This is a genomic window from Candidatus Hydrogenedentota bacterium, from assembly GCA_035450225.1.
Taxonomy (GTDB): domain Bacteria; phylum Hydrogenedentota; class Hydrogenedentia; order Hydrogenedentales; family SLHB01; genus DSVR01.
Window position 1 is genome coordinate 1 of sequence record DAOTMJ010000063.1, and the last position, 19,602, is coordinate 19,602.

13 protein-coding genes and 1 pseudogene are annotated in these 19,602 nt (G+C 59.3%); 11 read left to right on the forward strand and 3 right to left on the reverse strand.

Annotated elements, in window-relative coordinates:
- The first annotated feature begins 47 nt into the window (after positions 1-47).
- From nifA to glgP, 3 genes are all read left to right on the forward strand, one after another.
- On the forward strand, positions 48-1,619 hold the full coding sequence (nifA, locus tag P5540_18625) for a nif-specific transcriptional activator NifA (protein ID HRT66833.1): 1,572 nt from the start codon (positions 48-50) through the stop codon (positions 1,617-1,619).
- Positions 1,620-1,625: 6 nt separating this feature from the next.
- Positions 1,626-3,029, forward strand: coding sequence for a glycosyltransferase family 39 protein (locus P5540_18630; GenBank protein ID HRT66834.1), 1,404 nt, complete (start codon positions 1,626-1,628; stop codon positions 3,027-3,029).
- A 95-nt stretch (positions 3,030-3,124) separates the two neighbouring features.
- Entirely contained in the window at positions 3,125-5,683 is a 2,559-nt protein-coding gene (glgP, locus tag P5540_18635) for an alpha-glucan family phosphorylase (GenBank protein HRT66835.1), read from the forward strand.
- A gap of 48 nt (positions 5,684-5,731) precedes the next feature.
- Here glgP and P5540_18640 read toward each other — a convergent pair whose 3' ends face one another.
- From P5540_18640 to P5540_18650, 3 genes are read right to left on the reverse strand one after another with little or no spacing between them, the layout of a single operon-like run.
- Entirely contained in the window at positions 5,732-6,316 is a 585-nt protein-coding gene (locus tag P5540_18640) for a hypothetical protein (GenBank protein HRT66836.1), read from the reverse strand.
- A gap of 5 nt (positions 6,317-6,321) precedes the next feature.
- Positions 6,322-8,667: an ATP-dependent Clp protease ATP-binding subunit gene (locus tag P5540_18645; protein ID HRT66837.1), complete on the reverse strand. Its 2,346-nt coding sequence runs from the start codon at positions 8,665-8,667 to the stop codon at positions 6,322-6,324.
- Positions 8,668-8,712: 45 nt separating this feature from the next.
- Positions 8,713-9,072 (reverse strand): hypothetical protein, encoded by a 360-nt coding sequence (locus tag P5540_18650; GenBank protein HRT66838.1) that lies wholly within the window; start codon positions 9,070-9,072, stop codon positions 8,713-8,715.
- Positions 9,073-9,326: 254 nt separating this feature from the next.
- Here P5540_18650 and P5540_18655 point away from each other — a divergent pair, with 254 nt between their 5' ends.
- The 8 genes and pseudogenes from P5540_18655 (at position 9,327) to P5540_18690 (ending at position 19,573) form a co-directional block, all read left to right on the forward strand.
- The gene (locus P5540_18655) at positions 9,327-10,160 is read left to right on the forward strand and encodes a transketolase (GenBank protein ID HRT66839.1); all 834 of its coding nucleotides are present in this window, start codon (positions 9,327-9,329) and stop codon (positions 10,158-10,160) included.
- Between the two features lie 6 nt (positions 10,161-10,166).
- Positions 10,167-11,180, forward strand: a complete 1,014-nt coding sequence (locus tag P5540_18660; protein ID HRT66840.1) for a transketolase C-terminal domain-containing protein — start codon at positions 10,167-10,169, stop codon at positions 11,178-11,180.
- A gap of 151 nt (positions 11,181-11,331) precedes the next feature.
- On the forward strand, positions 11,332-12,108 hold the full coding sequence (locus tag P5540_18665) for a hypothetical protein (GenBank protein ID HRT66841.1): 777 nt from the start codon (positions 11,332-11,334) through the stop codon (positions 12,106-12,108).
- A gap of 344 nt (positions 12,109-12,452) precedes the next feature.
- Positions 12,453-12,551: pseudogene (locus P5540_18670) on the forward strand (DUF1232 domain-containing protein).
- A gap of 151 nt (positions 12,552-12,702) precedes the next feature.
- The gene (gnd, locus tag P5540_18675) at positions 12,703-14,154 is read left to right on the forward strand and encodes a decarboxylating NADP(+)-dependent phosphogluconate dehydrogenase (GenBank protein HRT66842.1); all 1,452 of its coding nucleotides are present in this window, start codon (positions 12,703-12,705) and stop codon (positions 14,152-14,154) included.
- A gap of 142 nt (positions 14,155-14,296) precedes the next feature.
- Positions 14,297-15,778: a sulfatase-like hydrolase/transferase gene (locus P5540_18680; protein ID HRT66843.1), complete on the forward strand. Its 1,482-nt coding sequence runs from the start codon at positions 14,297-14,299 to the stop codon at positions 15,776-15,778.
- A 68-nt stretch (positions 15,779-15,846) separates the two neighbouring features.
- A complete protein-coding gene (locus P5540_18685) occupies positions 15,847-17,472 on the forward strand; it encodes a hypothetical protein (protein ID HRT66844.1) in 1,626 nt (541 codons plus the stop codon).
- A gap of 97 nt (positions 17,473-17,569) precedes the next feature.
- Positions 17,570-19,573 (forward strand): hypothetical protein, encoded by a 2,004-nt coding sequence (locus P5540_18690; GenBank protein ID HRT66845.1) that lies wholly within the window; start codon positions 17,570-17,572, stop codon positions 19,571-19,573.
- The last annotated feature ends 29 nt before the right edge of the window (positions 19,574-19,602 follow it).

The window sequence follows — 19,602 nt, forward strand, 5'->3', positions numbered from 1 at the left end:
GTCACTTAGCATCCCCTCGCATACTTTATGGCAAGGCATCGCCCACAATGACCATTTCACCGGATGAAGTTCGGCGGGAAGTTTCCGAACTCTCGCTGTTGTTTGAGATAAGCCAGACGCTCGACCGTTCGATGGACCTTCGCGACGAGTTGGGAAGCGTTTTGAAGGCCATTGCGCGGCACACGGGCATGTTGCGGGGCACGCTGACGCTGCTGAACCGCAACACGGGCGAAATTTCGATCCTGGCCGGGCACGGTCTTTCGGACAAGCAACTCGAACGCGGGCGCTACAAGCCGGGCGAGGGCGTGACCGGACACGTAATCGAAACGGGCAACGCGATGGTCATTCCCCGCGTGTCCGAAGAGCCTTTGTTCCTGAACCGGACCCGCGCGCGCAATCTTCCCCGGGAAGACATCAGTTTTATCTGCGTGCCCATCAAAATCGGAAACGAGACCATCGGCGCGCTCAGCGTGGACCGCCTTTTCGCGGATTCCGTCACGCTGGACGAGGATATGCGCCTGCTCACCATCATCGCGTCCATGATTGCCCAGGCGGTCCGGCTGCGCCGCGAAATCGAGGAAGAGCGCGAGCGCCTGCTCGAGGAAAATACGCGGCTGAACGAGGAATTGCGCGAACGGTTCCGTCCGACGAACATGATCGGCAATTCGAGCGCCATACAGACCGTTTTCAACATGATCGCTCAGGTGGCCAAGAGCGACGCAACGGTCCTGATCCGGGGCGAGAGCGGCGTGGGCAAGGAATTGGTCGCGCACGCCATCCACTACAACAGTTTGCGATCCGCCAAGCCCTTCATCCGCGTGAACTGCGCCGCGCTTCCCGAATCGGTCATCGAGAGCGAACTGTTCGGACATGAAAAAGGGGCCTTTACCGGGGCAATCGCGCAACGAAAGGGCCGGTTCGAACTGGCCCAGGGCGGCACGATTTTTTTGGACGAAATCGGGGATCTTTCCCCCACAACGCAAATCCGCCTGTTGCGCGTTCTGCAGGAGCGTGAATTCGAGCGGGTCGGCGGCACGGAGACCTTGCGGGTGGATGTCCGCGTGCTGGCGGCGACCAACCGCGATCTGGAAAGCCTCATGGAATCCGGCCAATTCCGGCAGGATTTGTATTACCGGCTGAACGTGTTCCCGATTCACATCCCGCCTTTGCGCGAACGGCGGACGGACATCCTGCTGCTGGCCGACTTTTTTGTCGAAAAATACGGCAAATTGGCCAACAAGAGCGTCCGGCGGATATCCACGTCGGCCATTGACATGATCGCGCGCTATCATTGGCCGGGAAATGTCCGCGAACTCGAGAATTGCATCGAGCGCGCAGTCTTGCTGACCAACGACGATGTGGTGCACGGCCATCACCTCCCGCCGACGCTTCAAACCGCCGAGGCGACCGGGACAATCGTCCGAAACACCCTGCAAGACAGTCTCGACAGCCTTGAACGGGACATGATCATCGAGGCGCTGAAAAACGCTCGGGGCAACAAGGCCAAAGCCGCGAAGGCGCTGGGGTTGACCGAACGCATCATGGGGCTTCGCGTGGACAAGCACGGCATCGATCCGAAGCAATATCGCACGCCCCCCGTGCGCAAAAGGCCGGAGTAGCCCGTCATGACGGCCTGGGTGCAACAAACGGCCGGACGCCGGCCATGGGTGCTTATCCTCGTCGTGTGGGCATGGCTCTACCTTCCATGCCTGGGGACGGCGGAACTCCACCACGAGGAAGGACGCCGCGCGGGAACCGCCCGCGAAATGCTGGCGCGCGGCGAATGGGCCATGCCGGTTTTTCAGGGCCAGCCCTACCTGACCAAACCGCCCGGATACTACTGGGTGTTGATGGCGTCTTCGCGCCTGTTCGGCGGGTTCAACGAGTGGAGCATACGCATTCCGTCGGCCTTGTCCGTCTTGATTTGCGCCTTGTTGGCGGGAAAAATCGCCCGAGCAAGCGGCGGCCATGCCCTCGTGGGCGGCGTGGCGATGCTCGTCATGCCCGAGGTATGGGGCAAAGGACAACTCGGTGAGATTGACGCTGTCTTCATGGCTCAGGTCTTCGCGTCCATCGCGCTGGCATGGCGCGCCGTAAGACGCCCGGGCGATTATGCCGCGGCGGTACTGTCCGGACTTTTCCTCGGCTGGGCGATAATCACGAAAGGCCCCGCGGCGCCCGCGCTTTACTATCTTGCATTGGCCGTCTGGCTCGCATGGGAACGCCGCGCCCGATGGCTGCTTTCCGTGCAGCATGCGGCGGTTGTTGTCGTCGCGGCGGCGATCGTGGGGACATGGATCGCTTTCCTGGCGCGGCGGATGGATCTCGCGAACGCGGCGCAGGTCTGGGCCGGCGAAGTCGGCGCGGGACGCTTTGAGGAAACGGCCGAGGCTTCCTTGAAATCATTCTTTGTGTTTCCCTTCGGCGTGCTCGGCGGCTTGTTGCCGGGAACGCTCGCGTTGATTGGGTGGGTGTTCCGCCGTCCCGAACACCCTGAAGGGCAATCGGCGCGGCGCCGGCTGTTGTCGGGAACGCTCCCCGGATTCGTCATGCTGTGGATACACGGCCGTCGCGTGCGGTATGTGCTGCCGGTGGCGCCCCTTGCGGCCATCGCTGCCGGGATTGTATTTGCCCGGCCGCTGGCTCGCTGGTTCGATTCGCGCAAGTCCGTTATCGTGGCCGGTGTCGTCCTGTTGCTTGCGGGAGTGGTCCGAATCGGCATCATGGAATCGCGCGCGGAAAAAACCGGCAGCCGGAAAACCGGCGCGGAACTCGCCCGAATCCTGCCCGCGGACACGCCGGTCCACAGCACCGTTTACGGGCGCTATTGGAATGCCTGTTTTTACGCGGATCGCCCCTTCGTCGCGGTGGACCATCCCTCGAAAATTCCCGATTCCGCCACAAGAGCCCTTGTCTTCAAGGAAGAGATGCCATTGCTTGCGGATCGCAGTCCGCGAATCCTCCTCGAAGGCGAAATGCGGCGCTCACAGCCGATAGTCGTTGTCGAACTCCAACAACGATTGCGATAGTTCGGACTCTTTCACGCCGTTTGGTTTTCTCGACCGGAAAGCGATAGTATAGGCGGGATAAAACCACGTTTCGACGAGACGAGGGAGATCTCCACATGCCCCACGTAGCAACCTATACGGTGGTTCCCAAACTGCCGCCGCGGCTGGACGCCTTGCTGTCCATTGCAAACAACCTCTGGTGGTGCTGGGACCCGGAAGCCATTGAACTGTTCATTCGCGTGGACCGCGAACTCTGGATTGACTGCAATCAGAATCCGCGGCAATTGCTCGGCCAAGTCAGCCAGACGCGGCTTGATGCGCTCGCGCGCGACGACAGTTTTCTGGCGCATTTGGACCGCGTGGCGGACCGCCTGAACAAATACATGCACTCGAACACCTGGGCGGAAAAAAATCCCAACGCCCCCGAAGGCTTCGGAGTGGCCTATCTCTCCCTGGAATTCGGCCTGCACGAATCCATCTCGATTTATTCGGGCGGGCTGGGACTGCTGGCGGGCGATCATTTGAAATCGGCCAGCGATCTCGGCATGCCGCTTGTCGGAGTCGGACTGCTTTACCGGGAAGGGTATTTCACGCAATACCTGAACGCCGACGGCTGGCAGCAGGAACGATTTCCACAAAACGACTTCTACAACATGGAAATCGAGCGGGAACTTGACGCATCCGGCAGGCAAATGACCATCGAAATCGAATATCCCGAACGGGTGGTCAAAGCGCGGATTTGGCGGTGCCAGGTCGGCCGGGTTCCGCTGTATCTGCTCGATTGTGATTTCGACGCGAACCACGAGGATGATCGCGAATTGACCGCGCGCCTGTACCAGGGCGACCGCGACATGCGCATTCGGCAGGAGATCATGCTCGGCATGGGCGCGGTGAAGACCATGCGAGCACTTGGCCTCAAACCGACCGTTTATCACATGAACGAGGGCCACGCCGCCTTCATGACGTTGCAACGCATTCATGATCTCGTCCAGAAGGAAGGATTGACTTTCCGCCAGGCGGCGGAAGCCGTCAAAACGGGCAGCGTGTTTACAACCCATACGCCCGTCCCGGCCGGCAACGATATGTTCGCTCCCGAAATGATAGCGCACTATTTTTCAAAATATTGCGCGGATGTGGGTATTTCGATGGATGAACTGCTTGCGTTGGGCCGGCAAAACCCGCGCGATCCCCGCGAACCGTTCTGCATGACCGTGCTGGCCATTAAACTTTCGACCTTTTCCAACGGCGTGAGCAAACTCCACGGGGAAGTGGCGCGCGCCATGTGGATGCGGATATGGGACGGCATCCCCGTCAACGAAGTTCCCGTCACTTCAATTACGAATGGCGTCCATATTCCCTTTTGGATTTCACGCGATCTGGCCATCCTTTACGATCGCTACATCGGTCCCGAATGGATTTCCAACCCGGACGATCAGACGGTCTGGAAACGGATTGACGATGTGCCCGACGCGGAACTCTGGCGCACGCACGAGCGCCGCCGCGAACGCCTTGTCAGTTTCGCCCGCCGCAGGGTCGTCGCCCAGATGCAGCACCGCGGGGCGCCGTCGGCCGAAGTGGCCGCGGCCAACGAAGCCTTGGACGCGGAGGTCCTGACCATCGGATTTGCACGGCGCTTCGCGACCTACAAGCGGGCAACATTGCTCCTCATGGATGAAGAACGCCTGGTGCGCCTGATGACCAACGAGCATCAGCCCGTGCAAATCATCATAGCCGGCAAGGCGCATCCCCAAGATTCGCAGGCCAAGGAACTCATCCGACGAATTATCCATTTCGCGCGGCGTCCCGAAATCCGAAACCGGCTCGTCTTTATCGAAAACTACGACATAAACGTCGCGCGTTACATGGTGCAGGGGGTTGACTGCTGGCTCAATACGCCGAGGCGTCCCCTGGAAGCCAGCGGGACCAGCGGCATGAAGGCCGCCGCCAACGGGGCGCTTAATATCAGTGTCCTCGACGGATGGTGGTGCGAAGCCGAATCGCTCGGCGAAAACGGCTGGAGCATCGGACGGGGCGAAGCCTATTCCGATCCCAACGAGCAGGATCATGTCGAAAGCGAGGCCTTGTACGAAATTCTCGAAAAAGAGATCGTGCCCATGTTTTATGAACGCGCACGCGACGGACTGCCCCGCCGCTGGATCGCGCGAATGAAGAACGCCATCCGGACCATTTGCCCCATATTCAACACGAACCGCATGGTCCAAGAATACACGGAGCGCTTTTATATTCCCTGCACGCTACGGCGAAATATTCTCCGTGCCGACAAGCGCAAGCGTTCCCTGGCCCTGTCCGCATGGAAACAAAAAATCGAGACCTGCTGGGAACGCGTGCATTTCACCCATATCACCACCGGGCCGACCGAAAATCTCGCCTATGGTTCGTCGCTCGATGTAACCGCGGAAATCTATCTCGACGAACTCGACAAGGACGATGTCGTTGTCGAACTGTATTACGGCGATCTCGACCCGGCCGATCATATTCCCGAAGGCAGCACTGTGGAAATGCGCTGCACCAAGGAACTTGGCGAGCGAACATGGCGTTTCGACGGCGCCATTCCCTGCACAAAGACGGGCCGCCTCGGGTTCATGGTGCGCGCGATTCCCCATCATCGTGATTTGGCCAATAAACACGAGACCACCCGCATCGTCTGGGCTTGACATCGTTTGCGCGGAATGTAAAAAAATGGTATCGGCGATCGAAGGCGATTAGTGCCCGGCCATTTGCAGTATGTTGCGGATTACATAGTGGTACAGAGAAATCACGTAGTAATTTACCCATCCCCGGACCCACGGCGAGAGCACGTATATCGCGCCCAACACCGCCGCCATCGCCACCCAGTTGCCCAGCAGGCGGCCAAAGATCCGCTGGGCGAATCCCAGAAAATCCATGATCATCGCCAGCAGTTTTTCGCCGGCCTTGCGCAATGCCCAAGTCAGATCGTTTTCGGTGACGATCCCATGGCTTCGGCTGGCCAGGCCATCGGGCGCGCATTGCAAGCAAAGCTGCGTCTGGCCGACCTGCACGATGCCGCCCGCGCGCACGATGCGTGAAATCATCATGCCCGCTTTCTTGCCGTCCACCACAACGGGGGCCGTATCCACGCGCCGGATGCGGTATCCTTCCGGCACCACGGTCGCCAGCGCGTGAACCGCCTTTACGGCCGGATCGAGCCGCACGTTCACGGCGCAACTTGTGTCGCCGCCGATATAAAACGGCGCGCGAACCACCGGGAAACTGGTTCCGTCTTCCGGGCCGTTCACGATGATGAAACAGTCGTCGTAACTTGTCATGCGAATCAGGCTCCCCCGTTCATGGAAGGCGCATCCTTCCGAAACGTCAACTTGCCGTCTTCCATCACGACATGAATCGTGTCGCCGGCCTGGAATTTCCCGTCAATCATCATGTCGCTGACCGGCGAAATGATCAACCGGCTGACCGCGCGGCGAAGTTCGCGGGCGCCGTATTCGGGACTGTAGCCTTCCTTCGCCAGATGCTCGTAGGCCCGCTGATAGACTCTCAGACCGATGTTTTTTTCCTTGAGCCGGTTCTGCAAATCACGCAGCGACAATTGCAAAATGCTGCGCACGTCCTCGAATAGCAGCGGATAGAATGGAATGATTTCGTCTATCCGGTTGATGAACTCCGGGCGAAAATGGCCACGAAGTTCTTCCATGAGTTGCTTGCGATCGGCGTCGGATTCAGACCGCCGAAGGATTTCCGCACCGATGTTGGATGTCAGGATGATGAAGCAATTTTTAAAATTGATGTCGCGCCCATGCGAGTCCTTCAGGCGTCCCTCGTCGAATATGGGAAGGAAAATGTCGAAAATGCGTGGATGCGCCTTCTCGATTTCGTCGAAGAGCAATATCGAGAACGGGGCGTTGCGCACGGCGGCGCTCAACCGCCCTTCCTCGTCGGCCCCGACATAACCGGGCGGCGCGCCCAGCAATCTCGATACGGTATGTTCCTCGGTATACTCGGACATGTCGAACGTAATTAAATGATTGACCGAACCAAAAAGCGCATCGGCCAGCAGTTTGGCGAGTTGGGTCTTTCCGACGCCCGACGGTCCGAGGAACAACATCACGCCCTGGGGCCGGTTAGGATCGGCCAAACCGGCGCGCGATTGCTTGACCGCCGCCACGGCTTTCGATACGGCCTCGTCCTGTCCAATAAGTTGCTGCTTGAGACGCCGTTCGAGATCGCTCAGGAACAACCGCTCCTGCGAGGTCATTTCCTCGATGGGAATCGAGGTCAATTGGCTGACGACCTTGCGAATGTCGTGTGGCGTGACCTTTTCCTGGCCTCCCGCGCCGGGCAGCATCGTGCCTTGCAGCATAGCCGGATTGTTCGCCGCGGCGATGACTTTGAGGCGGTACCGCGCACAGGCCTGATCAAGCACGTCAATGGCCTTGTCCGGCAGATTGCGGTTGGGCATATAGCGCTGCGTCAATGCCACGGCCGCCTCGATGGCGCGGCTGCTGATCTTGACACGATGGTGATTTTCAAGCGACGGCCGCAATTTCGCCAACACCTGCAGGGTTGCAGATTCGGACAATTGCTCGACGCGGACCATCTGGAATCGCCGTTCGATGGCGGGATCCTTTTCGACGAACTTGCGGTATTCGTTGAGCGTGGTCGCGCCGATGCAGCGCAATTCTCCGCGGGCAAGGGCCGGCTTGAGCAGATTCGCCACGTCCATCGAATCGCCGTCCGTCGAACCGGCGCCCATGATCAGGTGCACCTCGTCAATGAACAATACGATTTCAGGCGAACGCTTGAGTTGTTCGATCAAGGCCAGCACTTTCTCCTCGAATGCGCCGCGGTACTGCGTGCCCGACATCAACGCGCCGATGTTCAATTCGAGGAACCGGTAATTACTGAGCATGCCGCCCATGGCGCCCTGGGCCCCTGCCAGCGCCATGCCCTCGATGATCTGGGTCTTTCCGACACCCGCCTCACCCAGCAGCATCACATTGTTTTTGCCCTTTCGGGCGAGAATCTGGAGAATTTCGAATATTTCCTCATCTCGTCCGATGGCGGGTTCCAATTTGCCCTCACGGGCGGCCTGCGTCAGATCCCGCGTAATATTTTCAATGACCAAGCCGCCGGGCGTTTCGGCGCGATCGGCCGCGGGCGCGGCATCTTCCCGAAACGCCGGCGCGGGCGCGGCGCCCTGGGGTTGTGCAGGAGAAGGCGGATGCGTCATGGCCCGGGGTGGCGGCCCCAGCGGCGCCATCTTGAGTAGTTCATTCCGGAGCAGTTTGAGCAGTTCTCCGCGCGGGATCTGCATGTTGTCCATCACGCGGCTGGGGGCGCTCTGGGGATCGCCAAGAATTGCGATGAGCAAGTGCCCGGACCGCGCAGCGCCCTGCCGCATGCGATCCGCCAGTTTGGATGCGTTGCTAAGCGCATTCGCACAGCGCGGCGTGTAAAACAATTCTCCGCTCATGGCATTGGTAGCGCCCCGCCACCCCTGACGGCCCACTTCGCGAGCCACTTTCTGAAGATCGCCGAGATGGCGCTGCGCAAAGGCCGGCGGAAGCAGTTGCGGCGAGTCTATAATGGCGTCAAACAGGTGGTCCACCCCGACGAACACATGATTCCGCTGGCAGCAAATCGCCGCGCTATCATCCAGCAACTTACCGATTTCCGAGGAAACTTTTACCTGCACCGCAGGCCCCTTTCATGCGCCGTTTTGATTCGGCGGTCCTTCCCACTGCCCGTCCCGTTCCTGCTCCTTCTCCGATTCCGCCTCATACCATCGGCGCCAATCCGCGGCATATCGCTTAATCCAATCCAAGGCGGCTTCCGCTCCCAAATCCCGATGCGCCTTTTCAGACTCGATCCACTTGTGCCGCAAAATTTCTTCCCGCTGGCGTTTCAACATCTCCCGCTGGCGTTGCTCGCGCCACTGGACAGCATAGAGGGCCAACCATTCGGATTCCGCTTCTTCCAAACTCACGAAACGCCCGCGTTCTTCCATGCACCGCGAACGATAGGCCTCAATCGCACGTAGTTCCGCCTTGCTCGACACATCCGACATCAGGAGCACCCACCCCCGGATTTGTCTGAAACCGGCTCCCGGCAAATTCCGTCCTTGCCATTACCGTCTATCACCTATGCCTCCTATCGCCGAAATGATAATATCCCAAGGCATGGGAAAAAGCAAACAATAAAAACGCTTTTTCTTTTCGCCGCCCCGACGCGCAACTATTTCAAAATTGACAGTAGTAGGGCGGTTGTGAAGAATATTACCGCGTTCTCGATCTTTGGATGAAAAAGGCAAGGGAGCAAGCCATGGCATTGACGGAAGCGGAACGGAGCGCGTTGCGCAAGCAGGCGGTAAAAATTCGGCGCGACATTGTGGACGTAACCGGCTGGGCAGGCGGATCGCACATCGGCGGATCGCTCAGCATGACGGATATCCTCACCATTCTCTATTGGAAATACATGCGCATCGATCCCGCGAATCCCGATTGGGACGACCGGGACCGGTTCGTGCTGAGCAAGGGCCACGGCGGGGTGGGACATGCGGTCGTCCTGGCCAACCGGGGCTATCTCGATCCGGAATCACTCAAGGAATTCAACCATTTCGGATCGAGTTACGGCATGCACTTGGACAGCCTCAAGGTCCGGGGGGTGGATGCTTCCACCGGCTCGATGGGCCATGGACTATCACAGGCGGTCGGCATGGCGCTCGGCCTGCGCCTGCGCAAGAAGCCCCAAACCGTCTATTGCGTGTGCGGCGACGGCGAGTGCAATGAAGGTTCGATTTGGGAGGCGGCCATGTCGGCATCGCATTACAAACTGGGCAACCTGATCGGATTTGTGGACCGCAACAGTCTGATGATTGACGGGCGCACCGAGGACATCATGAGTCTCGAACCGCTCGCGAAGAAGTGGGAGGCGTTCGGCTGGAAAACGCGGGAAATTGACGGACACGACTTCGATCAGTTGGCGAACGCCATCGAGGAAGGTCTCGCATACAAGGAAGGGCCGTTCATGATTGTGGCAAAAACGGTCAAGGGCAAGGGCGTTGATTTCATGGAAAACGAAGCGGCATGGCATTACGGCGGCCTGAGCGCCGAATTGATCGAAAAGGCCAAAGCATCCATCGGGACCGGGGAGTAATCGGACATGAGCAAAGAAGGATTGACTTGGACCGTTTACGATGCGGACAAACTGAGCCAAGCCGAAATCTACGGCCTCACGTTGTGCGACCTCGGCGAGGCGTATCCGGAAATCGTCGGCCTGTCCGCCGACCTCGCAAAGTCAACCAAAATCGGCGCTTTCGGCAAAAAATTTCCTGAACGCTTTTTCAATTTCGGCATCGCCGAGGAAAACATGTTTGCGGTGGGCGCCGGCATGGCCAAAGTGGGCCTTACGCCGTTCATCTCGACCTTCTCGGCGTTTGCCTCGATGCGCGCCTGCGAATTTCTTCGGACAGACATCTGCTATCAGCGGCTGAACTGCAAAATCATCGCGACGCACGGAGGCACCTCGTTCGGTCCCGCCGGCGCCACACATCATGCCATCGAAGACCTTTCGATCGTGCGGGCGTTTCCAAACCTCACGGTCATCGTTCCCGCCGACGGCATCGAGACGGCCAAGGCCGTCCGCGCTTGCATGGACATTCAGGGACCGGTCTACATTCGCATTGGACGGGGCTTCGAGCCGCGCGCCTATGATTCGGAAGATTACCATTTCGAAATCGGCAAGGCGGTCGAGATGCATCCGGGCACGGATATCACGGTGATAGCGTGCGGCGTATCGGTGCTGCACGCCGTCCAGGCCGCGAAAATCCTGAAGGAAGACGATGGACTCAGCGTGCGCGTTTTGAACCTGCACACGATCAAGCCGATCGACAAGGAAGCCATCCTGAAGGCCGTGGTTGAAACGCGCCGCATTGTCACGTTTGAAGACCATAACGTCATCGGCGGCATGGGCACGGCCGTGGCGGACGTCATCGCGGAAAGCGGGAAGGGTTGCGCATTCCAGAAAGTGGGCATTCCGGATGAATTTACCGTGATTGGCTATCCGGAAGACGTGCACAATTATTATAAAATTGACACGGACGGCATCATTGAGAAAGTCCGGGAAGTCATGGGCAGGGATTTTGAGGAAGACGAAGACTGGGAAGACGAGATATAGAAGCGGTTGGCCCGCCACCACAAAGACACGCTGTCACAAAGCATGCAGGCCTTTGAAATTACGGTGTATGAAGATACGCATAAAATCCTTTGTTTCTTTGTGACTTTGTGGTTCGAGCGAAGACGTCTGGCAAGGAAACGGAAAAACTGCTATGGCAAGAGAACGTGATCTATTGGCATCGAGAATCATTTTCCGGGCGGTGTTGCCGGTCGTGAAGGTGATGTTGGAAGACGACGCGAAAATGCGACAGATGTTCGATGGCGTCACAGGCACGATTCAATTTGCCGCCAAGGATGAATCGGGACCGGTGGGCGGGTATTTGCATTTCAACAACGGCGAATACCGCGTCGTTCCGGAGATTGCAGAAAAGGCGGATATCACATTTTCGTTTTCAAGCGTGGCGAAGATGAACGCCATGTTTGCGGGCAAGCCGGTATTGCCGCGCATTCGTGGATGGTCGAACTTCAAACTGCTCGTCAAGACGTTCAAATTGCTGTTGGCATTGAAAATTCTCATGCCGAACGTGTTGCCCAAGACGCCGGAGGGCAAAGCGCTCAAGGTCAAGATGACGCTGCACATGGTGGCCGTGGCCTTGAGCCAGATGAACAAGGCCGGCGATCCGGACATGGTCAAATGGACCACCAAACAGCCGGAACGCATTTACCAGTGGTCGTGCGAACCGGAAGGCATCGCCTGCTATCTTCGCGTCAAGGCCGGCAAGACCAAAGCCGGGCGAGGTTATTACACGCGCCGGAAACCTTTCGTCCACATGAAGTTCAACGGCGCCGACGCCGCCTTGAAAGTCCTCTCCAACAGCGTGGATACCGTACAGGCCATCGCGCAGGGCTACGTCGTCAATGACGGTTCCCCGGAATATGGCGGCCAGATAGGCGACTTCATGCAGCGCGTCGCCGCACTGGTATCGTAATTCCCCTTTGCGGCAACCCCGGCGGCACCGGGTTCAGGAGTTTGGAAGGAACCAAAGGAACGGACGCCATGCGACAGAAAAGGCGGAAAGAGATCATGAAAGGCAAGCAGGACCTGACTCCCGAGCAGGTAGATATCATCGAAAACGCCTACGCGGAGAGCCTCGACGAAATTGACCGCGAAGACACAAGCCATGTTCTGGCGAAGGAAGCCAAGGGACGCCAAAAGGCTGAATCGTTGTTGCGGGAAGTCCGCTGGAAACACCTTGGCCGCCAAATTCTGCTGCTTTACGATATGCTGAAAGCCTGGTGGCGGAAGGAATTCGACGTGCCCTGGAAGACGGCGGCGGCCATCACGGCGGCCCTGCTCTATTTCATCAATCCCTTCGACATTGTGCCGGATTTCCTTCCCGTAGTAGGATACTTGGACGATGTCGTGGTGGTCGGCGCTTGTTTGAAACTGATTCAGAGCGATTTGCGATCGTTCGCGAAATCCCGCGGATTGGATCTCGCGGATTTCGGACTGTAAACAGGTTGGCGGGTTGTTTTTCGGTTTGCCCGCCCTGCAGGAGCACTCAAGAAGGAGAATGGCGTCAATGGCAAAGATGGACATGGGGCTGATTGGATTGGCGGTCATGGGCGAGAATCTCGTCCTAAACATGGAATCCAAAGGATTCAGCGTGGCGGTGTTCAACCGCACGGTGTCAAAAGTGGACGACTTCGTGAACGGCCGCGGCAAGGGGAAAAACATCGTGGGCTGCCACAGCATCGAGGAGTTGTGCGCCAACTTGAAAACACCGCGCAAGATCATGCTGATGGTCAAGGCCGGAAAGGCCGTGGACGATTTCATCGAACTTCTGCTTCCGCATCTCGACCCCGGCGACATTGTGATAGACGGCGGCAACAGCCATTTCCCGGACACCATTCGCCGCACGCAATATCTTGAAGGCAAGGGGTTCCGGTACATCGGCACGGGCGTTTCGGGCGGCGAGGAAGGCGCACTCCTTGGCCCCTCGATTATGCCCGGCGGATCGCCAAGCGCGTGGGAACACGTAAAGCCCGTATTGCAGGCGATCGCGGCCAAAACGGCCGACGGCACGCCGTGCTGCGACTGGGTCGGCGAAGGCGGCGCGGGCCATTTCGTCAAAATGGTCCACAACGGCATCGAATACGGCGACATGCAGATGATCTGCGAAACTTACCATCTCATGAAACAGGCGCTGGGCATGTCGAACGCCGAAATGCACAAAGTCTTCGCGGAATGGAACGCGGCGGAACTCGACTCGTATCTCATCGAAATCACGCGCGACATTCTCGGATACAAGGACGAGGAGGGCAACGAGGTTGTTGACCTCATACTCGACACCGCGGGCCAGAAAGGCACGGGAAAGTGGACCGTCATCGCCGCGCTCGACGAGGGCCAGCCGTTGACGCTCATCGGCGAGGCGGTCTTTGCGCGGTGCCTGTCGGCCATCAAGGAAGAGCGTGTCGCGGCCGCCAAGGTGTTCAAGCCGGTGGACGCAAAATTCGACGGCGACAAGGATGCGTTTGTCAACGACCTGCGCAAGGCCCTCTATGCATCGAAGATCGTGAGTTACGCGCAAGGCTACCAACTCATGCGCGCCGCCGCAAAGACCTACGGATGGAACCTCAATTATGGCGGGATCGCGTTGATGTGGCGAGGGGGGTGCATTATCCGCAGCGCATTCCTCGGCAAAATCAAGGAAGCGTTCGATCGCAATCCGGAACTCGGCAACCTGCTCATGGATCCCTTTTTCAAGAATGTCGTGGAAGAGGCGCAACCTGCCTGGCGCCGCGTTGTCACGACCGCCGTCACGCTGGGCATTCCGGCGCCGGCCCTCGGGTCGGCTCTTGCCTATTTCGACGCCTACCGAAGCGAACGGCTGCCGGCCAATCTCCTGCAGGCGCAGCGGGACTACTTCGGCGCGCATACCTATGAGCGCGTGGACAAGCCCCGCGGTGAGTATTTCCACACCAATTGGACCGGACGCGGCGGTTCCACATCCGCTTCCACCTATGTAGTCTGAACCATCAACAGACGGCAGGCACACGCGCCGAATGAGAGGATGATTACGGCGTTTCATCGCGTCTGCCGAAGACCCGCGGTTTTTTCCGCCTTATGGAATTGATCGCGGCATGTGGTACTCTGGCCTCGTGATGAATAAGCCCATGATGGTAATAGGATGCGCGGTCTGCGCATTGGTTCTGGCCGGTTGCGCGCAACCCGCACAGCCGATCCGGCTCCTGAAATCCGCCGCCGGATACAATGTCGCGATCATCGTGATTGACGCGCTGCGCGCGGACCACGTGGGCGCGTATGGTTATCATCGCAACACGACGCCCTTTTTGGATTCCCTGGCCGCGCAGGGACTTGTGTTCGAGCGGGCCTCCTCGCATTCGACTTTCACGCGCGAATCCGTTTCGGCGATTTTATCCGGCGTGTTGCCCTCGGAAAATCCCGTGGGCATGGGATGGTTTGCCAAGCCCGATCCGGATCGGAAAAACATCGCGGAACTTTTTGCCGAAACCGGCTATCGAACCGGATTTTTCTCGGATACGCCGGTCTTCGAGGAGCCGGTTTTCGCGAAAGGGTTCAGCGATTACGAACGACTGCCGACGCCGTGGGGCGCAAGCGGATCGGGCATGGACTTGTCGAAACGCGCCTTGGCCTTCACGGGAAACGCATCGGACAAACCGTTCATGATGTACCTGCATTACCTCGACCCGCACGATCCCTACGAGCCGCCCGACGCGTTCTATCTGCGTTTCGCGAAAGAACGGTTTCCAAACCCCATCAATGTCATGCAGGAAGTACGGCCGGTCTGCCATGAGTTGATCAAGCAGGGATTCGGACCCGGAGAAGCGCGGTTTGACGACATGGTGCTGCGCTATGACGCCGAAATCGCCGAGCAGGACGCCGCCATCGAGGCGCTCTTCCGCGGGATGGCCCAACAGGGCGTGCTCGACAAGACCATCGTCATCATAACCTCGGACCACGGCGAGGAATTTCTCGATCACGATTTCGTGGAGCATGCTTGGACAGTCTATGAGGAGGTCCTGCATGTGCCGCTGATTCTGTGGCGGCCGGGCGTGGCGCCGGCGGGCCGGATAGCCGATCGCGTGAAACTGGTGGATCTCCTTCCGACGCTGACACGGGCGCTCGGCGTGCGTTGCGACCGGACGGATCTTGCGGGGGAAGCGTGGTTCGTCGAGCGCGACGGCCAATGGGTCTTTGCGCCGCCCTCAAAACCGATCATCGCCGAAATGATGCTTGAAACGCGCGGCAATGTCCGGGCGTTGATCCACAACGGCTACAAATACATCGCATCGCCGAAATGGTTGACCCCGGAAGGGTGCGCCGAGGCCACCAAACAGCAGAAACTGTGGATTGCGCAATGCCGCGTGGGAACCTTCGCGAAAACCGATCCCTTCGGCCCAACCGTGTATGAGGCGCTGTACGATCTTCGGGCCGATCCACGCGAAAAGAACAATATTCTGGCAAATAATCCGGCCCAGGCGCGTGAATTGAAAGCCATGCTCGACGCGTACGTGGCCGAATGCGCGAAACGGCCGCACCGATCGGAACCGCCACCGCCGGCCGAACTCACGCCCGAAATGCGAAAACAATTGGAAGATCTAGGGTATTTTTAATCTAATATCGTGCGGACTCGCCGATGAACAGCAGGGTTTTGCAGCGGCGGGAACAGGGAAGGGCCGGCATGTCCGGTGAGACAAAAACACGGCGCATCGAACGACGGGAATGGATCTTTCCCGCGGCGATAGCCGTGTTCTTTGTCTTGGCCGGCTCGATTCCGTATAGTTACGGCTACAGCCATGCGAAACCGGGCACGCGTTTCATGGGATTCATAGGACGCGGCGCCCTGCATTCCCACGGCTACAACATGTTCATCCGGCAGGCGCAGGAAGGGAATCATCTCTTCGAGAACAAACTGACGCCGGAACCGCTGCCCCGCCGGTATTTCCATCCCGAATATTGGATCGTGGGCAAACTCGCGCGCTGGACCGGCCTGTCGCTCGAAGCGATCTTTCATGTTCACCGCATCGCCGCCGTGCTTGCGCTGGTCTTCTCCATCTACTTCCTCGCCGCCCAGTGTCTCGACACCGTGTTCCAACGCCGGCTGGCATCGGGTTTGATCCTCTTCGGGGCGGGACTCGGATGGATCGGGTGGGCGTATAGGCACATGGGCTTGCCGGCGATTCCCCCCGGCCACGCCGCGCCGCCGATCGTCATGCGCGACATCGAGGGCGTGACCCATTTCGGCTACCTGATGAACAAGCCGCACTTCATGCTGGCAGGCGCCTTCATTGCGCTCGCATTCGCGTTCGCGGCGGCGGGCGAGCGCGAAAAACGAACGGGCCCGTTTGTCTGGTGCGGACTTTTCGCGCTGGCGAACGTCATGGTGCGCGCCTACGCGATTTTCGAGATCGCGCTGGTCTTTGCCGCGTTTCCGCTTGTGCTCAATGTCCGCGATGGCCGTTGGGACTGGTCCCGCATCGGCCGCTTCGCGCTGGCGGGTTCGTTTCTGGCGCCGGCCGTGGCGTACTACGCCTATCTGAGCGTGACGCACACCCTGGGCGCCGGCGGATACGAGGTTCCCCCTGGGCGTTTCCTCGAATATGCAATCTGGTACGGCATCCCGTTTCTGCTTGCGCTGTTGTATTTCACCGGTCCCGGCCACTTCCGCGCGATGGACCCCGCGCTGTTGCTCATGACTCTCTGGTGGATGTTCGGTTTTCTGATCGCGCAAGCCTACCCGCTGGTGCGCGCCGGCGAGGAATCCGCGTTTTATTCGTTCGTCATGGTTTCAGCCATTTTGGTCGCGGCAGGCCCGTTGCGGCTGGATTGGATGCCGCGCCGGACCGCCGCCCTGGCGGCCATTGTGTTCGTTTTGGCTTGTTCCCTGTCCAACGGCATCGTCTATGCCCGTTTCTTCACGCGGCTCGATACGCAATCGGACGATTACTATCTCGACAACGACACGCATGCCGCCATGAAATGGCTCGAACAAAACACCGCACGCGGCGATCTCGTGTTTTCCGGGCCGGTCACCTGTCCCATCCTCAGCGCCGTCGCCGGCAACAAAACCTTCACGGGCCATGATTATCTGACCACCCGCCGCTGGGAAAAAGACACGATGGCGCGCCGCTTTTTCGAGCAGCGCGACGACGTTTCCTTCAAGCGGCAGTTGCTTTCGCAATACCGCGTCCGGTACATATTGGAAGGCGCATGGGAACGGCGGCTTGGAGGCTTCAATGCGGCGGCGCTTCCGGAACTCGAACGTGTCTTCGCGCTTCCGAACGCGGCCGTTTACCGGGTCAAATGACATCCACATGACTTGGCCACGCCGATTGCCGATTCGGCGCAGTTGTTTTTGAATCATGGGCATCAGGCAACCAAAACGACAGAGGAATGGCAATTACATGAACGCATCCACACTATGGGGAACCGTCATGTTTACGTTGGGAACTTCCCTTGCCCTTGCGGCTCACGCGGATACGCCGCCGCTGGCGGTCGCGGGCGTGACAGTCGCCCCGCATTTCATGCTGGACACCATGCGTTACGCCCACGATCCGGAACCGGCCATCGGCGCGCGCGTGCAATTGTTTCTGCGCCATGACGCCCCAAACGGCACGGCCCCGCTGGTCATGAACGCCGAAACGCGGGTGTTGTTCGACGGCAAGACACCCGCCGATCTGCTGGCAAGCCACGCCTGGGCATGGCACGACATGCCCGCCGCAACGCCCGGCGAAACCCTCGAACTGCCGCCGGGCGCCCTCACGGTTTGGACCTTCAACGGGCGGACCGCGCCATTCGGATCGGGCGGACGTCCGCATGTCGAAGCCGGGCCGCCGGAAACGCCGTGGCTGTCGAAGGACCTGTTGCTGGACAAACCGGCCTGCTGGATCTCCTCCATCACTTTCCTCGGCCCGGAATCGGCTATTCAGCCCGATACCCTGTTCGTCCATGTCGCCAATGCGGGCGACGATCCCGTCAAAATGACCGCGTGCCGCCTGTGGCTGCCGGCCGATCCCCAAAAGCCGCGCATCCTGTTTCCGCAACCGCCCCTGTCCTCCATCGAAATGTTCGGCGGGCTGGCCTCGATTGCGGCGGGCGACCGCGGCGGTTTCCTCGCAAAGACCGGCCCATTGCCGCTGACCTATGCCGTGGTCGAAGTGACGCTGGCGCGTCCGGGCGGCGAGACCTTCGCCCTCTGGGGTCATTTGCGCATCAAGCCGGAACGCTTCGACATCTCCGGCGGCTGGGTCAACGGAGGCGGCAATCCGATCTCAAAGGAGGTCTTCCTTAAAGCCCTCAAACGCCTCCACGTCAATACCGCGCATCTTCAGATTGCCCCGGGCTACAGCGACACCGATCTCCATCAAAAATATCCAATCAAATATTTCGGCCCCATGACCCCCTTGGAAATCTACGACACCGACGAAATGCTGCCCAAAATCCACGCCGTCGAGTTCCTCGGCGAGCCGCAATACGGCGGCGGCCGACCCGTGCCCCCGCAAGAAGTCTGGGAAAAACTGCATCCCTACGCCGTCACACGCCTGGCCACCACCCTCACGCACAGCGAGGAACGCATTTGGCGGGACTACGCCGGACTGAGCGATTTCCCGCATTACGACGCCTACCGCGTGACGGCCCCGTCGCCGGACGCATGGCGCAAATACGATCGCTGGGGCAAGCAGCGCATCGGGTGGGGAGCGCCCCTCGAAACCATCGGCGACATGTGCCGGTCGCTCCGGGAATTGAACCGCCCCATGCCCTGCGCGATATGGTCGCAAGGACCCCACGAAGGATGGGGACGCTACGGCGGACGCAAGCGCACCTCCCCCACTCCCGACGAAATCCGCATGCAGGCCTATCATGCCGTCTCCACCCGCATTACGTCGCTCTACTGGTTCAATTTGAGCCTAAAAACCCTCGTCAAATGGCGCGACACCCTCGACGAACTGGGACGCATCGGGCGCGAATTACGCATGCTCGACGAATTCCTCCTCGAAGGCGACGCCCACGGCTTCGAACGAAGGGAAAAAAACAAGGGCAAACCCGACTGGGATCTCGCCTCGGTATGCGGACCCCGCGCCGCGCTCCTGTTCGCGCTCGATCTCGACTACGTTCCGGATCCGGACGAAAAAGTGTTCAAGTTCGGCCCGCCCCGAAACGCCAAATGGCGTTTCCCCTTGCCCGCCTACCTGCAAAACATCGCGGACGTGTTCCGCATGGACGCCGACGGCCTCCACGACGTGAAATGGACGTTCCGCGACGGCGCCGTCGAAATACGCGAAAAATCCAGCCGCGCCGTCCTTCTTATCGCCACGCCCGACCCCGCCCTGCGGAATGTTCTCGAACACAAGCGCGGGCAACTCATCGCCGCCGAAAACGCCCTTCAACGGAAGTTGAGTAAGTCTTGAGGTGTTTTTTGCGGGGCTTGGGGGTAAGG

Coding starts and splice junctions, on each gene's coding strand:
- P5540_18640 (HRT66836.1), bottom strand. CDS start 6,316: ATGACAAGTTACGACGACTGTTTCATCATCGTGAACGGCCCGGAAGAC.
- P5540_18660 (HRT66840.1), top strand. CDS start 10,167: ATGAGCAAAGAAGGATTGACTTGGACCGTTTACGATGCGGACAAACTG.
- glgP (HRT66835.1), top strand. CDS start 3,125: ATGCCCCACGTAGCAACCTATACGGTGGTTCCCAAACTGCCGCCGCGG.
- P5540_18690 (HRT66845.1), top strand. CDS start 17,570: ATGAACGCATCCACACTATGGGGAACCGTCATGTTTACGTTGGGAACT.
- gnd (HRT66842.1), top strand. CDS start 12,703: ATGGCAAAGATGGACATGGGGCTGATTGGATTGGCGGTCATGGGCGAG.
- P5540_18650 (HRT66838.1), bottom strand. CDS start 9,072: ATGTCGGATGTGTCGAGCAAGGCGGAACTACGTGCGATTGAGGCCTAT.
- P5540_18655 (HRT66839.1), top strand. CDS start 9,327: ATGGCATTGACGGAAGCGGAACGGAGCGCGTTGCGCAAGCAGGCGGTA.
- P5540_18680 (HRT66843.1), top strand. CDS start 14,297: ATGATGGTAATAGGATGCGCGGTCTGCGCATTGGTTCTGGCCGGTTGC.
- P5540_18630 (HRT66834.1), top strand. CDS start 1,626: ATGACGGCCTGGGTGCAACAAACGGCCGGACGCCGGCCATGGGTGCTT.
- P5540_18685 (HRT66844.1), top strand. CDS start 15,847: ATGTCCGGTGAGACAAAAACACGGCGCATCGAACGACGGGAATGGATC.
- P5540_18665 (HRT66841.1), top strand. CDS start 11,332: ATGGCAAGAGAACGTGATCTATTGGCATCGAGAATCATTTTCCGGGCG.
- nifA (HRT66833.1), top strand. CDS start 48: ATGACCATTTCACCGGATGAAGTTCGGCGGGAAGTTTCCGAACTCTCG.